We start from the raw sequence: 14,416 nt of genomic DNA, 5'->3' as shown, positions 1-14,416 counted from the left end.
TATGGCAAAAACAGTCTATATCGCAGGTCTTGGTCTGATTGGTGCCTCCATGGCCCTAAGTATCAAACGCGATCATCCAGATTATAAAATTTTAGGTTATAATCGTAGTCAAGCTTCGAGAGATATCGCCTTGAAAGAAGGCATGATTGACCGTGCAACAGATGATTTTGCCAGTTTTGCTCCTTTGGCAGATATCATCATTCTCAGCTTGCCAATCAAACAAACCATTGCTTTCATTAAGGAATTGGCCAACTTGGATTTGAAAGAAGGGGTCATTATTTCAGATGCTGGTTCGACCAAGTCAGCCATTGTGGATGCTGCGGAGCAATATTTGGCTGGCAAACCTGTTCGCTTTGTCGGTGCTCATCCCATGGCCGGTAGTCACAAGACAGGGGCTGCCTCTGCGGATGTCAATCTCTTTGAAAATGCCTATTATATCTTTACACCTTCGAGTCTGACAGGTCAGGATACGCTTGAGGAAATGAAGGATCTGCTTTCAGGTCTTCATGCTCGTTTTATCGAGATTGATGCCAAGGAGCATGATCGGGTAACTTCTCAGATTAGCCATTTTCCTCATATTCTGGCTTCTAGTCTCATGGAACAGACCGCGGTTTATGCTCAAGAACATGAGATGGCAAGGCGCTTTGCGGCCGGTGGTTTTCGAGATATGACTCGGATTGCGGAAAGCGAGCCAGGTATGTGGACCTCCATTCTCTTGTCCAACCGTGAAACAATTTTAGATAGAATTGAGGATTTCAAGGAGCGTTTGGACGAGATTGGACAAGCTATCAGTAAGGGTGATGAAAACCAAATCTGGAACTTTTTCAACCAAGCGCGTGAACAACGCCAGGCCATGGAAATCCATAAGCGTGGTGGTGTGGATAGCTCTTATGACCTCTATGTTGACGTGCCCGATGAAGAAGATGTCATCTTACGAATCTTAGAATTGCTACGTGGAACTTCCTTGGTTAATATTCACATCAATGAGGAAAACCGTGAAGATATTCATGGGATTCTACAAATTTCATTTAAAAATGCTCAAGACTTGGAACGAGCTGAGCATCTCATAACAGAAAACACCGATTACACAGTCGTCATTAAATAAGGAGAAAATTATGTCAAATATTTACGATAGTGCAAATGAACTTAGTCGCGGTCTACGCGAATTACCAGAATACAAGGCTGTCAAAGCAGCTAAAGATGCGATTTCAGCAGATGCTGAGGCAAGTAAAATCTTTACAGAATATGTTGCTTTTCAAGAGGAAATTCAAAAACTAGCACAGACAGGTCAAATGCCAGATGCATCCTTCCAAGCGAAGATGGAAGGCTTTGGCAAGCAGATTCAAGGGAATAGCCTCTTATCAGAATTCTTTACCAAGCAACAACAATTGGCTATTTACCTTTCTGACATTGAAAAAATTGTTTTCGAACCAGTTTCAGAATTGCTAAAATAAGAAATAACTATCATAAAGTCAGAAATTTTTAAGGAATTTCTGGCTTTTTATGATAAAATAGGTAAAAGTATTGCAAGTATGAGGTCTAGTATGAAACTAAAAACAAACATTCGCCACTTACACGGCAGTATCCGAGTTCCAGGTGACAAGTCTATCAGTCACCGTTCTATTATCTTTGGAAGTTTGGCTGAGGGTGAGACCAAGGTTTATGATATTCTGCGAGGTGAAGACGTTCTTTCGACCATGCAGGTTTTTCGTGACCTTGGTGTTGAAATTGAGGACAAAGATGGGGTTATTACTATTCAAGGTGTAGGCATGGATGGCTTAAAAGTGCCGCAAAATGCCCTTGATATGGGAAATTCTGGAACCTCGATTCGCCTGATTTCAGGTGTCCTTGCTGGGGCCGACTTCGAAGTAGAAATGTTTGGAGATGACAGTCTTTCCAAACGTCCTATGGATCGTGTGACCCTTCCACTGAAAAAAATGGGAGTTAGTGTTTCAGGGCAAACTGAACGAGACCTGCCTCCCCTTCATTTAAAAGGGACGAAAAACCTAAGACCTATTCATTATGAATTGCCAATTGCCTCTGCTCAAGTGAAGTCAGCCTTGATGTTTGCGGCCTTGCAGGCTCAGGGGGAGTCCGTTATTATCGAAAAAGAATGCACTCGTAATCATACTGAAGATATGTTGCAACAATTTGGTGGTCATTTAAGTGTGGACGGTAAGAAAATCACAGTCCAAGGACCACAAAAATTGACAGGACAAAAGGTGGTCGTACCAGGAGATATTTCCAGTGCAGCCTTTTGGTTGGTCGCAGGTTTGATTGTTCCAAACTCTCGTGTGGTGCTGAAGAATGTTGGTATTAACGAAACGCGTACAGGTATCATTGATGTCATTCGCGCCATGGGTGGGAAACTAGAAATAACTGAAATTGATCCAGTTGCTAAATCTGCTACCTTGACTGTTGAGTCTTCTGACTTGAAAGGAACAGAGATTGGTGGCGCTTTGATTCCACGCTTGATTGATGAATTGCCAGTTATCGCTCTACTTGCGACCCAAGCTCAAGGTGTAACAGTTATTAAGGATGCTGAGGAACTTAAAGTCAAAGAAACAGACCGCATTCAGGTTGTGGCAGACGCCTTGAATAGTATGGGAGCAGATATTACTCCTACGGCAGATGGGATGATTATCAAAGGGAAATCAGCCCTTCACGGTGCTAGAGTCAATACTTTTGGTGACCACCGTATCGGCATGATGACAGCCATCGCAGCCCTCTTGGTTGCAGATGGAGAGGTGGAGCTTGACCGTGCAGAAGCCATCAATACCAGCTATCCTAGCTTCTTTGATGATTTGGAGAGCTTGATTCATGGCTAAGGTATTACTAGGATTTATGGGGGCTGGCAAATCGACTATTGCAAGAGGCTTGGACCCAGATTATCTCGATATGGATGCTCTGATAGAGAAGCGCTTAGGCATGTCCATTGCGGAATTTTTCTCGGAAAAGGGAGAAGCGACCTTTCGACAGGTGGAGTCAGAGGTTTTAACAGACTTACTAAAAACGGACCGAGTTGTGTCAACTGGTGGAGGAGTGGTTGTTTCTCAGAGAAATCGTGACTTACTCAAGACTAATGCAGATAATATCTACCTGAAAGCTGATTTTGAAACCCTCTACCACCGTATCGCAGCTGATAAGGACAATCAGCGTCCGCTTTTTCTAAATAATAGCAAGGAAGAACTTGCAGCTATTTTCCAAGAAAGACAGGCTTGGTATGAGGAAGTGGCTAGTCGGATTTTGGATGTGACCAAGTTAAGCCCAGAGGAAATTATAGAGGAACTGAGATGAAAATTGCTTACCTAGGTCCCAAGGGATCATTTTCACACCACGTTGTGCAGACAGCTTTTCCTTATGAGGAATTGCAGGCCTTTGCCAATATTACAGATGTCATCAAGGCCTATGAGCAAGGATTGGTGGACTATTCTGTGGTGCCAGTTGAAAATTCTATCGAGGGTAGTGTTCATGAAACCTTAGACTACCTTTTTCATCAGGCTCGCATCCAAGCAGTAGCAGAAATCGTTCAGCCTATTCATCAGCAGTTGATGGTGGTTCCAGGCCATACTAAGATTGAAAAGATTTTTTCTCATCCACAGGCCTTGGCTCAAGGAAAGAAATTCATCGATGAACAGTATCCAGAAGCCCAAATCGAGGTAACAGCTAGTACAGCTTATGCGGCCCGTTTTATTTCCGAACATCCAGACCAGCCCTTTGCAGCAATTGCACCTAGAAGTTCTGCTGAAGAATATGGCTTGGAACTGATTGCCGAGGATATTCAGGAAATGGAAGCCAATTTCACACGTTTCTGGGTTTTGGGAGCTGAAAAGCCTAGTATTCCATTGAAAGCACAAACTGAGAAAATGAGTTTGGCCTTGACCTTACCTGACAACCTTCCAGGTGCCCTTTATAAGGCTCTATCGACCTTTGCTTGGCGAGGAATTGACCTAACAAAAATTGAAAGTCGACCACTCAAGACAGCACTGGGAGAATACTTTTTCATTATCGATGTGGACTATGCCGATAAGAATCTGGTCCACTTTGCCCAAAAAGAATTAGAAGCGATTGGAATCCAGTATAAAGTTCTGGGTGCCTATCCCATTTATCCAATATCAGACCATGGAAAGGAGAGAAGATGAGCAAAGAAAATCCCTTAAGCCATCACGAGCAGTTGCGTTATGACTATCTTTTTAAGAACATTCATTACCTCAATGAGCGAGAGAAAAAAGAGTTTGCATACCTGCAAGGTAAGTTAAATATGGCTAGCAGTAGTAAAGCTTCTCCAGAAATTTATAATGAAAATTACGATATGGAAGAGTCTTTCATGGAACCAGTCAATCAGTCTCCTCTTCCATCCTATGGTAACCGTAGTCGTGCAAAAAAATACCAGAAAAGTCATCCTCTTCCAAAGGTTAAGTCCAAAAAACGTAAGATTCGTTGGGGGCGCATTTTTGCAGGATTGCTTGCTCTTCTAGCCTGTGTCGGTTTTGGCATGATTTTTATGTTCCTAAAAGGCTATTCAAATGCTGATCCAAATAAACCTGCCAATGCTAAGGCAGCTCAAGTAGAAGTTTTTCATGGTCAAGATACCAAGGATGGGGTTAATATTTTGATTATGGGGACGGATGGACGGATTGGCCAAAATAGTGCTGAGACGAGAACGGACTCTATTATGGTACTAAATGTTGGTGGTTCAGATAAGAAAATTAAGCTGGTCAGCTTCATGCGTGATAATTTGGTTTATATAGACGGTTATAGCCAAGTCATTAACGGTAGAAAGCAATCCGATAATAAGTTGAATGTGGCCTATGAACTAGGGGAACAAGAAGGCCAAAAAGGGGCAGAAATGGTTCGCCAAGTATTGAAAGATAATTTTGACTTGGACATTAAATATTACGCTTTGGTAGATTTCCAGGCCTTCGCAACCGCTATTGACACTCTATTTCCTGATGGTGTGACGATTGATGCCAAATTCTCAACCTTAGAAGGTCAACCTTTAACCGAAGCTACAGTCGGAGATGATTTACATGCTACGGAAACAGAGTCACCAACCCAGACTATCAAAGTTGGGAAACAGCAGATGAACGGTTCGACCTTGCTAAATTATGCTCGCTTCCGTGATGATGATGAAGGTGATTACGGTCGTACCAAGAGACAACAGCAAGTGTTGACAGCTGTTCTGCAGCAACTCAAGGATCCAACCAAACTCTTTACTGGATCAGAAGCACTTGGTAAGGTCTTTGGCATGACCTCTACGAATGTTCCCTATAGTTTCTTATTGACCAATGGTTTATCCTTCCTAGATGGAGCGCAAAATGGCATTGAGAGATTAACAGTTCCAGAACTAGGTGATTGGGTCGATGCCTATGATGTTTATGGAGGCTTGGGCTTGCTGGTCGATCAAAATAAATATCAAACCAAGCTAGCTCAAATGGGAATGAGATAAGTTAAGACAGAAAAATCAAAGTTTGAAGGCTTTTTATCCAGCAGTCAGGCTTTGATTTTTTACAGTCTGCAATAGATTTTCATCCCTTATTTGTGGTATAATGGAACGATACGATAGAAAGAATAATGAACAATATGACTGATTTAAAAGCAATTCAGGCTCGTAGTCTGGAGATGGCTGAATATTTTGTGGCCTTTTGTAAAGAACATGATTTGCTCTGTTATCTCTGTGGTGGAGGTGCGATTGGTGCCCTTCGAAACAAGGGCTTTATTCCTTGGGACGACGACCTAGACTTTTTTATGCCCCGTAAAGATTATGAGAAATTAGCAGAATTATGGCCTCGTTATGCAGATGAGCGTTATTTCTTGTCAAAGAGTCACAAGGATTTTGTCGACCGCAATCTTTTTATTACCATTCGTGACAAGGAAACCACCTGTATAAAGCCTTATCAGCAGGATTTGAATTTACCACATGGTTTGGCCTTGGATGTGTTGCCTTTGGATTATTATCCGAAAAATCCTGCTGAGCGGAAGAAACAGGTTCGCTGGGCCTTGATTTATTCACTTTTTTGTGCCCAAACTATTCCAGAAAAGCATGGTGCACTTATGAAATGGGGAAGCCGTATTTTACTGGGTGTGACTCCAAAATCTCTCCGTTATCGTATTTGGAAAAAAGCTGAGAAAGAAATGACTAAATATAGTCTGGCTGAGAGCAATGGTATTACAGAATTATGCTCAGGTCCGGGCTACATGAGAAACAAGTACCCAATCGAATCTTTTGAAGACAATCTTTTCTTGCCGTTTGAAGGAACTGAGATGCCTATTCCAGTTGGCTATGATGCCTATCTCAGCACTGCTTTTGGGGATTATATGACACCACCACCAGCAGAAAAGCAGCTACCGCATCATGATGCTGTCATCGCTGATATGGATAAGTCTTATACAGAATACAAGGGAGAATATGGTGGCTAAGAAAAAAATCTTATTTTTTATGTGGTCTTTTTCTCTCGGAGGTGGAGCAGAGAAGATTTTATCTACCATTGTTTCTAATCTGGATCCAGAAAAGTATGATATTGATATTCTTGAAATGGAGCATTTTGACAAGGGATATGAATCTGTTCCGAAACATGTACGAATTTTAAAATCCCTTCAGGATTATCGCCAAGCCAGATGGTTACGAGCTCTTTTGTGGAGAATGAGAATTTATTTTCCAAGATTGACTCGGCGCTTGCTTGTGAAAGATGACTATGATGTTGAAGTTTCCTTTACAATTATGAATCCCCCGCTTTTGTTTTCTAAAAGAAAAGAAGTCAAGAAGATATCTTGGATTCATGGAAGTATTGAAGAATTTCTTAAGGATAGTTCAAAAAGGGAATCACATAGACGTCAGTTGGATACCGCGGATACTATTGTAGGAATTTCTAAAAAGACCAGTCATTCTATCAAGGAAGTCTATCCAGATTATGCTTCAAAATTACAGACGGTCTACAATGGTTATGATTTTAAGACTATTCTAGAAAAATCTCAAGAGAAGAGCGATATCGAGATTGAGCCTCAAAGTATCTGTACCATTGGACGGATTGAGGAAAATAAGGGTTCTGACCGTGTGGTGGAAGTGATACGACTATTACACCAAAAAGGAAAAAACTACCACCTTTACTTCATAGGTACAGGTGATATGGAAGAGGAACTGAAAAAACGGGTCAAAGAGTATGAACTTGAGGACTATGTTCATTTCCTTGGTTATCAAAAAAATCCTTATCAGTATTTATCTCAGACGAAAGTTCTCTTGTCTATGTCTAAACAAGAAGGGTTTCCTGGAGTGTATGTGGAAGCCTTGAGTCTGGGACTTCCTTTTGTTTCTACGGATGTCGGAGGGGCTGAGGAATTATCCCAAGAAGGACGATTTGGCCAAATCATTGAGAGCAATCAAGAGGCAGCTCAGGCAATTACGAACTACATGACCTCTGTCTCAAATTTTGATGTCAATGAGGCTAGCCAATTCATTCAACAATTCACAATTGCCAAACAAATCGAACAAGTAGAAAAACTATTAGAGGAGTAGCATGGGAACTGCATTAATTAGTGTGATTGTGCCAGTCTATAATGTGGCGCAGTACCTAGAAAAATCGATAGCTTCCATTCAGGCGCAGACCTATCAGAATCTGGAAATCATTCTTGTTGATGATGGAGCAACGGATGAAAGTGGTCGCTTGTGTGATGCAATCGCTGAACAAGATGATAGGGTGTCAGTGCTTCATAAAAAGAATGAAGGTTTGTCGCAAGCACGAAACGATGGAATGAAGCAGGCTCACGGAGATTATCTGATTTTTATTGACTCAGATGATTATATCCATCCAGAAATGATTCAGAGCTTATATGAGCAATTAATTCAAGAAGATGCGGATGTTTCGAGCTGTGGTGTCATGAATGTCTATGCTAATGATGAAAGCCCACAGTCAGCCAATCAGGATGAGTATTTTGTCTGTGATTCTCAAACATTTCTGAGGGAATACCTCATAGGTGAAAAAATACCTGGAACGATCTGCAATAAGCTAATCAAGAGAGAGATTGCAACTGCCCTATCCTTTCCAAAGGGATTGATTTATGAAGATGCTTATTATCATTTTGATTTGATCAAGTTGGCCAAGAAGTATGTGGTTAATACCAAACCCTATTATTACTATTTTCATAGAGGAGATAGTATTACGACTAAACCCTATGCAGAGAAGGATTTAGCCTATATTGATATCTACCAAAAGTTTTATAATGAAGTTGTGAAAAACTATCCTGACTTGAAAGAGGTTGCTTTTTTCAGATTGGCCTATGCCCACTTCTTTATTCTGGATAAGATGTTGCTAGATGATCAGTATAAACAGTTTGAAGCCTATGCTCAGATTCATCGTTTTTTAAAAAGCCATGCCTTTGCTATTGCTAGGAATCCAATTTTCCGTAAGGGGAGAAGAATTAGTGCTTTGGCTCTATTCATAAATATTTCCTTATACCGATTCTTATTACTGAAGAATATTGAAAAATCTAAAAAATTACATTAGAACGGGGGTGAGCAAGTGATTGATGGAAAACGATTATTATTTAGTTTGACCATAGTCAGCTATGCCTTGACGCTAGTAAGTGGAATTGTGTATCTGTTTAATAATAACAATGTTAGCTTGCTTTCTACTTTATTGTTCTTACTGGTTAGTAGCTTAATTGCTTGTTGGAATGATATCAAGTATTACTTAATCCATTTTATTTTCTTTTTAACTATTTTTGTATTTCTGGTATCAAGGCCGACTATTGATTACTTTAGGGATGGTGCTTTGGATACTTATCATCCCATAGCCTATCGCTTTGCCTTTATAGTCGTCATGGTTTCGATATTGGGATTGACAACAGGGGGGCTCCTAGCTCGCTATTTTATAGCTAGAAAGAAAATACAAGTACTCAAGATAAGAAGTTCTCTAAAAGATGTTTACATCAAGCGGTTGCGCTTTGTATCGCTGGGAGTTTTTCTTATAACCTATCCTTTCTACTTCATTCGGTTATTTGAACGGCTCCTGTATCGCTTGCAGACTTCCTACTATGCCTACTATGCAAACTTTGAAAGTAAACTGCCTTATTTTACCTATATCTTATCAACCTTTACGGTCTATGCAATGTGTATGTATTTGGCAACCAAGCCAAAGAAATTGCAGGCAACAGCAGCGCTTGTCTTCTTTATTGCAGCTAATACTATTCATTTGGCAATCGGGACACGAAATCCCTTTATTTTAAGTATTTTATTTGCTTTTGTTTATTACTTTATGCGGGAGCAAACTGAAAAGGGAAAATGGATTGGGTTTAAAGAGAAGTTAGCGATTTTTGTAGGGTCTCCTATTCTCATGTTAGCGATGGGAATACTCAATTATGTACGGGATAATGTCCAGGTTTCCCATACAGGTTTCTGGGATATCCTGCTTGACTTTATCTATAAACAAGGAACCAGTTTTGGTGTTTTGGCTCGAGGCTTTCTATTTAACAGTAGCCTCCCTTACCGAGATTTACGCAATTTTACTTTTGGTCCTGTTATTGATTATTTTGCAAGGGGGAGTTTGGGGGCCATTTTCGGAGGAAAAGCCTTTGAGCATACAACCAATAGTGTAGAGCTAGCTATCGATAGTAATAGTTATGCCCACAATCTATCCTATCTTGTTTTGAATAAGGAATATTTGAAAGGACATGGTATCGGAAGTAGTTATATTATGGAGTTGTATACAGACTATGGTATGATAGGAGTCTTTCTACTTAGTCTCTTACTCGGTATGCTATTTATAGCCATGTTGCAAGTAGCCTACCGCTCAAGAACAATTCTATTTGCCTTGTCCCTACTCATCTTGAATAATCTATTCTTTATGCCAAGAAGTAGCTTTTCAGAAAGTTTCTTCAATTTATTTACAATGCAATTCTGGGGAATTGTTCTTGTGATTCTATTCGTAGCGAAAATGCTTACAAAAGAGAACCAGTATCTACTAAACAAAGGAGAAAAAAATCATGTTTGAACATTATTCAGTAGCTGATTTGTTTGCAAATCTTTATAAAAAACGAAAAGCAAATATTCTAGCTCTCATCGCTTTATTTGCTCTCATTGCTGTACCATTTACAATTAAAGCAGTTAAGAATAAAAACACTGTCAAAGACACAACAAGTTATTCAACTTATCTTAGCTATAAAATTACTCCTCCAGAAGATTCATCCAAAACGATTTTGAATCATCAAATTGGTGGTTATAGTGATTTCTACGGGAAATTGATTGATGGGAATTTGAATGGAGCTTATCTTTTCAATGATGTAGAGCCGAGTGAGTTGAAAAAAATTGCCAGTGAATTAGATACGACAGAAACAACCTTGAAAAATTCTACGAATGATTATTGGTGGAAAAAACTGACCGTCTACTATATGATTGACGATGCAGGGGTTGGTGTGAAAATTTTGACACCAAGTAAAGATGCTAATGACTTGTTGGAGCGAAAAATTGATGGATTGATTGAGAAATTTAAACACACTTATGCAAATGTAAAAATTGAAAAATTGGAAACCATCAACTCTAAAGAATTGAATGCAAATGGTGAGACAGCACTTGGATTGAATGTGAAGAATTTGATTCTCCGTTTAGCTGTTATTGGAGTAGTCTGTGTGATTTTGGTTGTGATGGGAAATGTATTGGTTTATCTCTTTAACCCAACAATCAATAGAGCAGGTGATTTTTCTCAGTATCAAATTGATTTTGTAACAGAGATCACAACAATTGCCAACCTAGCAGATGTCTTGTCATACAAAAATGCTGGACAAGAATTAACAATCGTTAGCTCAAATAAAGCTATCCTAGATAAATTGAAACAAAATCAAGAGTCTTTAAAAGGAATGCATTTTGTCGATTTACAAGATGTGCCATCTCTTTTGGAAAGAGATACAGTCCTTCTTGTTGAAGAATACGGAGTCACTCGTTATAAGAAATTCGAGCAAAGTCTTCAAATTCTCAGAAACTTAAATCGTTCTATCCTCGGTGTAGCAACCTTTAAACTATAAGCTTTCTGATGTATTAGGTCTTCAAAGTTGGCTAAGAGCCGATTTTGAAGGCTTTTTCTATTTGTCTGCAGAAATTTTCTTTTAGAGTCTTCTACAGAAGTTACCCTATGGAAAATCTATCCCGACAGAGGAGCCTTCTTTTGATAAAATCGTAAAAATCTAGTATAATAGATAGAACTGAAAGTATGAGGTTACTAGCAATGAAAATGAAACAAATCAGTGATACAACTTTAAAAATCACGATGTCTTTAGAAGATTTGATGGATCGAGGAATGGAGATTGCTGACTTTCTCGTTCCTCAAGAAAAAACAGAAGAGTTCTTTTATGCTATCTTGGATGAGTTAGAGATGCCTGATAGTTTTCTGGATACAGGCATGTTGAGCTTCCGTGTGACTCCAAAACCTGATAAGGTCGATGTCTTTGTAACCAAATCAAAGATTGATCAAAATCTAGATTTTGAAGACTTATCGGATTTACCAGATATGGAAGAATTAGCCCAAATGTCGCCAGATGAATTTATCAAAACCCTGGAAAAAAGTATCGCGGACAAAACTAAGGATGATATCGAAGCGATTCAATCTCTAGAGCAAGTCGAAGCCAAGGAAGAAGAGCAGGAACAGGCTGAACAAGAAGCTGAGAGCAAGAAAGAGCCTTACATCTACTACATCCTTTCTTTTGCAAAACTAGCTGACTTGGTGGCTTTTGCCCAGACAGTGACTTTTGAGATGGAAACTTCTGAACTCTACAAGATGAACGAGCGCTATTATTTGACCATTTTAGTGGATATTGAAAATCATCCAAGTCCATATCCAGCTTGGCTTTTAGCCCGTATGCGCGAGTTTGCGGATGATAGTGACATCAGTCGTTCAGTCTTGCAAGAGTATGGCCAAGTCTTGATGAATCACGATGCAGTGCTCAATCTGCAAAAGATTGGATAATACTTTCTGGAAAGCCTTTTCTAGATTTTAAGGAGAGCGAATCGTCTGATTCGTTTTTTCTTTTCTAGATTGAAATAGTGATTTACTATAATAGGAATTTTCACAAAATTCTGTTATAATGGCTATATTAGAAAATTTCGAGGAGACAAACATGACAGTTAAAATTGCTTTACTAGGATTTGGTACCGTTGCAAGTGGTGTGCCTTTCCTCCTAAAGGAAAATGGAGAAAAAATCAATCAATCAGCACATTCAGAGATTGAAGTTGCCAAGGTATTGGTCAAGGATGAAGATGAAAAGAATCGCTTGCTTGCAGCAGGGAATGACTTTAACTTTGTAACCAATGTGGATGACATTTTGTCAGATCAAGACATTACGATCGTAGTGGAATTGATGGGGCGTATCGAACCAGCTAAGACCTTTATCACTCGTGCCTTGGAAGCTGGGAAACACGTTGTTACTGCTAACAAGGACCTTTTGGCTGTCCATGGTGCAGAATTGTTAGAAATCGCTAAAGCTAACAAGGTAGCACTTTACTATGAAGCAGCAGTAGCTGGTGGGATTCCAATTCTTCGTACTTTGGCAAATTCCTTGGCTTCTGACAAAATCACTCGTGTCCTTGGCGTGGTCAATGGAACTTCCAACTTCATGATGACCAAGATGGTCGAAGAAGGCTGGTCTTACGATGATGCTCTTGCCGAAGCGCAACGTCTAGGATTTGCAGAAAGTGACCCTACAAATGACGTAGATGGGATTGATGCAGCCTACAAGATGGTGATTTTGAGCCAATTTGCCTTTGGCATGAAGGTTGCCTTCGATGACGTAGCCCACAAGGGAATTCGTAACATCACACCAGAAGATGTAGCTGTAGCTCAAGAGCTTGGTTATGTAGTGAAATTGGTTGGTTCTATCGAAGAAACTCCTTCAGGAATTGCTGCAGAAGTGACTCCAACCTTCCTTCCTAAAGCGCATCCACTTGCCAGTGTGAATGGCGTAATGAACGCTGTCTTTGTAGAATCTATCGGTATTGGTGAGTCTATGTACTATGGGCCAGGTGCTGGTCAAAAACCAACTGCAACAAGTGTTGTGGCGGACATTGTCCGTATCGTTCGTCGCTTGAATGATGGTACCATTGGCAAAGACTTCAACGAATATAGCCGTGACTTGGTCTTGGCAAATCCTGAGGATGTTAAAGCAAACTACTACTTCTCAATCTTGGCTCCAGACTCAAAAGGTCAGGTCTTGAAATTGGCTGAAATCTTCAACGCTCAAGATATTTCCTTCAAGCAAATTCTCCAAGATGGAAAAGATGGTGACAAGGCGCGTGTCGTTATCATCACACACAAGATTAATAAAGCCCAGCTTGAAAATGTCTCAGCTGAATTGAAGAAGGTTTCAGAATTCGACCTCTTGAATACCTTCAAGGTGCTAGGAGAATAAGATGAAGATTATTGTACCTGCAACCAGTGCCAATATCGGGCCAGGTTTTGACTCGGTCGGTGTAGCTGTAACCAAGTATCTTCAAATTGAGGTATGTGAAGAACGAGATGAGTGGTTGATTGAACACCAGATTGGCAAATGGATACCACATGACGAGCGCAATCTCTTGCTCAAAATTGCTTTGCAAATTGTGCCAGACTTGCAACCTAGACGCTTGAAAATGACCAGTAATGTTCCCTTGGCGCGTGGTTTGGGTTCTTCCAGCTCGGTTATTGTTGCTGGAATTGAACTAGCCAACCAACTGGGAAATCTCAACTTGTCAGACCATGAAAAGTTGCAGTTGGCGACCAAGATTGAAGGGCATCCTGACAATGTGGCTCCAGCTATTTATGGTAATCTCGTTATTGCAAGCTCTGTTGATGGACAAGTTTCTGCTATCGTAGCAGATTTCCCAGAGTGTGATTTCCTAGCCTACATTCCAAACTATGAATTGCGTACTCGAGACAGCCGTGGCGTCTTACCTAAGAAATTGTCTTACAAGGAAGCTGTTGCAGCTAGTTCTATCGCCAATGTGGCGGTTGCTGCCTTGTTGACAGGAGACATGGTGACCGCTGGGCAAGCAATCGAGGGAGACCTCTTCCACGAGCGCTATCGTCAGGACTTGGTGAGAGAATTTGCGACGATTAAGCAAGTAGCCAAAGAAAATGGTGCCTATGCAACCTATCTCTCTGGTGCTGGGCCGACAGTTATGGTTTTGGCTTCTCATGACAAGATGCCAACGATTAAGGCAGAATTGGAAAAGCAACCCTTCAAAGGAAAACTTCATGACTTGAAAGTTGATACCAAAGGTGTCCGTGTCGAAGCAAAATAAAGAATAGAAGATAGGATGGGGAAACTCTCGACCAGAGGGCTTCCTATCCTTTTTTTGAAAAGAAGTTTATACTTAATGAAAATCAAAGAGCAAACTAGGAAGCTAGCCGCAGGTTGCTCAAAGCACCGCTTTGAGGTTGTAGATAAAGCTGACGTG

14 protein-coding genes are annotated in these 14,416 nt (G+C 40.4%); all 14 read left to right on the top strand.

Annotated elements, in window-relative coordinates; translation table 11 throughout:
* Position 1: 1 nt before the first annotated feature.
* The 14 genes from B7700_RS09270 to thrB all read left to right on the top strand — a co-directional run bounded on the left by B7700_RS09270 (position 2) and on the right by thrB (position 14,260).
* Positions 2-1,105 carry a prephenate dehydrogenase gene (locus tag B7700_RS09270; RefSeq protein WP_084888496.1) on the top strand — a complete coding sequence of 368 codons (1,104 nt, stop codon included), beginning with the start codon at positions 2-4 and terminating at the stop codon, positions 1,103-1,105.
* A gap of 10 nt (positions 1,106-1,115) precedes the next feature.
* The gene (locus B7700_RS09265; RefSeq protein WP_000065978.1) at positions 1,116-1,454 is read left to right on the top strand and encodes a YlbF/YmcA family competence regulator; all 339 of its coding nucleotides are present in this window, start codon (positions 1,116-1,118) and stop codon (positions 1,452-1,454) included.
* A 90-nt stretch (positions 1,455-1,544) separates the two neighbouring features.
* On the top strand, positions 1,545-2,828 hold the full coding sequence (gene aroA, locus B7700_RS09260) for a 3-phosphoshikimate 1-carboxyvinyltransferase (RefSeq protein ID WP_084888494.1): 1,284 nt from the start codon (positions 1,545-1,547) through the stop codon (positions 2,826-2,828).
* A complete protein-coding gene (locus tag B7700_RS09255; RefSeq protein WP_033684918.1) occupies positions 2,821-3,297 on the top strand; it encodes a shikimate kinase in 477 nt (158 codons plus the stop codon). Before aroA ends, B7700_RS09255 begins: the two co-directional genes overlap by 8 nt.
* On the top strand, positions 3,294-4,142 hold the full coding sequence (gene pheA / locus B7700_RS09250; RefSeq protein ID WP_084888492.1) for a prephenate dehydratase: 849 nt from the start codon (positions 3,294-3,296) through the stop codon (positions 4,140-4,142). The genes B7700_RS09255 and pheA overlap by 4 nt, the downstream gene beginning before the upstream one ends.
* Complete coding sequence (locus B7700_RS09245; RefSeq protein ID WP_084888490.1) at positions 4,139-5,449, top strand: LCP family protein; 1,311 nt, start codon at positions 4,139-4,141, stop codon at positions 5,447-5,449. The genes pheA and B7700_RS09245 overlap by 4 nt, the downstream gene beginning before the upstream one ends.
* Before the next feature lie 125 nt (positions 5,450-5,574).
* Positions 5,575-6,420, top strand: a complete 846-nt coding sequence (locus B7700_RS09240) for a LicD family protein (RefSeq protein ID WP_084888488.1) — start codon at positions 5,575-5,577, stop codon at positions 6,418-6,420.
* Positions 6,410-7,513: a glycosyltransferase gene (locus B7700_RS09235; RefSeq protein WP_084888486.1), complete on the top strand. Its 1,104-nt coding sequence runs from the start codon at positions 6,410-6,412 to the stop codon at positions 7,511-7,513. The genes B7700_RS09240 and B7700_RS09235 overlap by 11 nt, the downstream gene beginning before the upstream one ends.
* A 1-nt stretch (position 7,514) precedes the next feature.
* Positions 7,515-8,501 carry a glycosyltransferase family 2 protein gene (locus B7700_RS09230; RefSeq protein ID WP_084888484.1) on the top strand — a complete coding sequence of 329 codons (987 nt, stop codon included), beginning with the start codon at positions 7,515-7,517 and terminating at the stop codon, positions 8,499-8,501.
* Between the two features lie 15 nt (positions 8,502-8,516).
* Entirely contained in the window at positions 8,517-9,986 is a 1,470-nt protein-coding gene (locus tag B7700_RS09225) for an O-antigen polysaccharide polymerase Wzy family protein (protein ID WP_084888482.1), read from the top strand.
* On the top strand, positions 9,979-11,013 hold the full coding sequence (gene tarQ / locus B7700_RS09220) for a teichoic acid biosynthesis protein TarQ (RefSeq protein WP_084888480.1): 1,035 nt from the start codon (positions 9,979-9,981) through the stop codon (positions 11,011-11,013). Before B7700_RS09225 ends, tarQ begins: the two co-directional genes overlap by 8 nt.
* 200 nt (positions 11,014-11,213) lie before the next feature.
* The gene (gene mecA, locus B7700_RS09215; RefSeq protein ID WP_023943094.1) at positions 11,214-11,951 is read left to right on the top strand and encodes an adaptor protein MecA; all 738 of its coding nucleotides are present in this window, start codon (positions 11,214-11,216) and stop codon (positions 11,949-11,951) included.
* A gap of 151 nt (positions 11,952-12,102) precedes the next feature.
* Entirely contained in the window at positions 12,103-13,389 is a 1,287-nt protein-coding gene (locus B7700_RS09210) for a homoserine dehydrogenase (protein ID WP_045611310.1), read from the top strand.
* Between the two features lies 1 nt (position 13,390).
* Positions 13,391-14,260: a homoserine kinase gene (gene thrB, locus B7700_RS09205; protein WP_084888478.1), complete on the top strand. Its 870-nt coding sequence runs from the start codon at positions 13,391-13,393 to the stop codon at positions 14,258-14,260.
* Positions 14,261-14,416 lie beyond the last annotated feature (156 nt).

This window comes from Streptococcus mitis (assembly GCF_002096755.1).
GTDB classification, from domain to species: Bacteria; Bacillota; Bacilli; order Lactobacillales; family Streptococcaceae; genus Streptococcus; species Streptococcus mitis_AC.
This window is presented reverse-complemented; position numbering and strand designations above follow the sequence as displayed.

Bases quoted from the DNA above. Each gene is read 5' to 3' on its own strand.
- B7700_RS09240 (WP_084888488.1), top strand. From the start codon at position 5,575: ATGAACAATATGACTGATTTAAAAGCAATTCAGGCTCGTAGTCTGGAG.
- B7700_RS09230 (WP_084888484.1), top strand. From the start codon at position 7,515: ATGGGAACTGCATTAATTAGTGTGATTGTGCCAGTCTATAATGTGGCG.
- pheA (WP_084888492.1), top strand. From the start codon at position 3,294: ATGAAAATTGCTTACCTAGGTCCCAAGGGATCATTTTCACACCACGTT.
- B7700_RS09210 (WP_045611310.1), top strand. From the start codon at position 12,103: ATGACAGTTAAAATTGCTTTACTAGGATTTGGTACCGTTGCAAGTGGT.
- tarQ (WP_084888480.1), top strand. From the start codon at position 9,979: ATGTTTGAACATTATTCAGTAGCTGATTTGTTTGCAAATCTTTATAAA.
- B7700_RS09265 (WP_000065978.1), top strand. From the start codon at position 1,116: ATGTCAAATATTTACGATAGTGCAAATGAACTTAGTCGCGGTCTACGC.
- B7700_RS09270 (WP_084888496.1), top strand. From the start codon at position 2: ATGGCAAAAACAGTCTATATCGCAGGTCTTGGTCTGATTGGTGCCTCC.
- B7700_RS09235 (WP_084888486.1), top strand. From the start codon at position 6,410: ATGGTGGCTAAGAAAAAAATCTTATTTTTTATGTGGTCTTTTTCTCTC.
- mecA (WP_023943094.1), top strand. From the start codon at position 11,214: ATGAAAATGAAACAAATCAGTGATACAACTTTAAAAATCACGATGTCT.
- B7700_RS09255 (WP_033684918.1), top strand. From the start codon at position 2,821: ATGGCTAAGGTATTACTAGGATTTATGGGGGCTGGCAAATCGACTATT.
- B7700_RS09245 (WP_084888490.1), top strand. From the start codon at position 4,139: ATGAGCAAAGAAAATCCCTTAAGCCATCACGAGCAGTTGCGTTATGAC.
- aroA (WP_084888494.1), top strand. From the start codon at position 1,545: ATGAAACTAAAAACAAACATTCGCCACTTACACGGCAGTATCCGAGTT.
- thrB (WP_084888478.1), top strand. From the start codon at position 13,391: ATGAAGATTATTGTACCTGCAACCAGTGCCAATATCGGGCCAGGTTTT.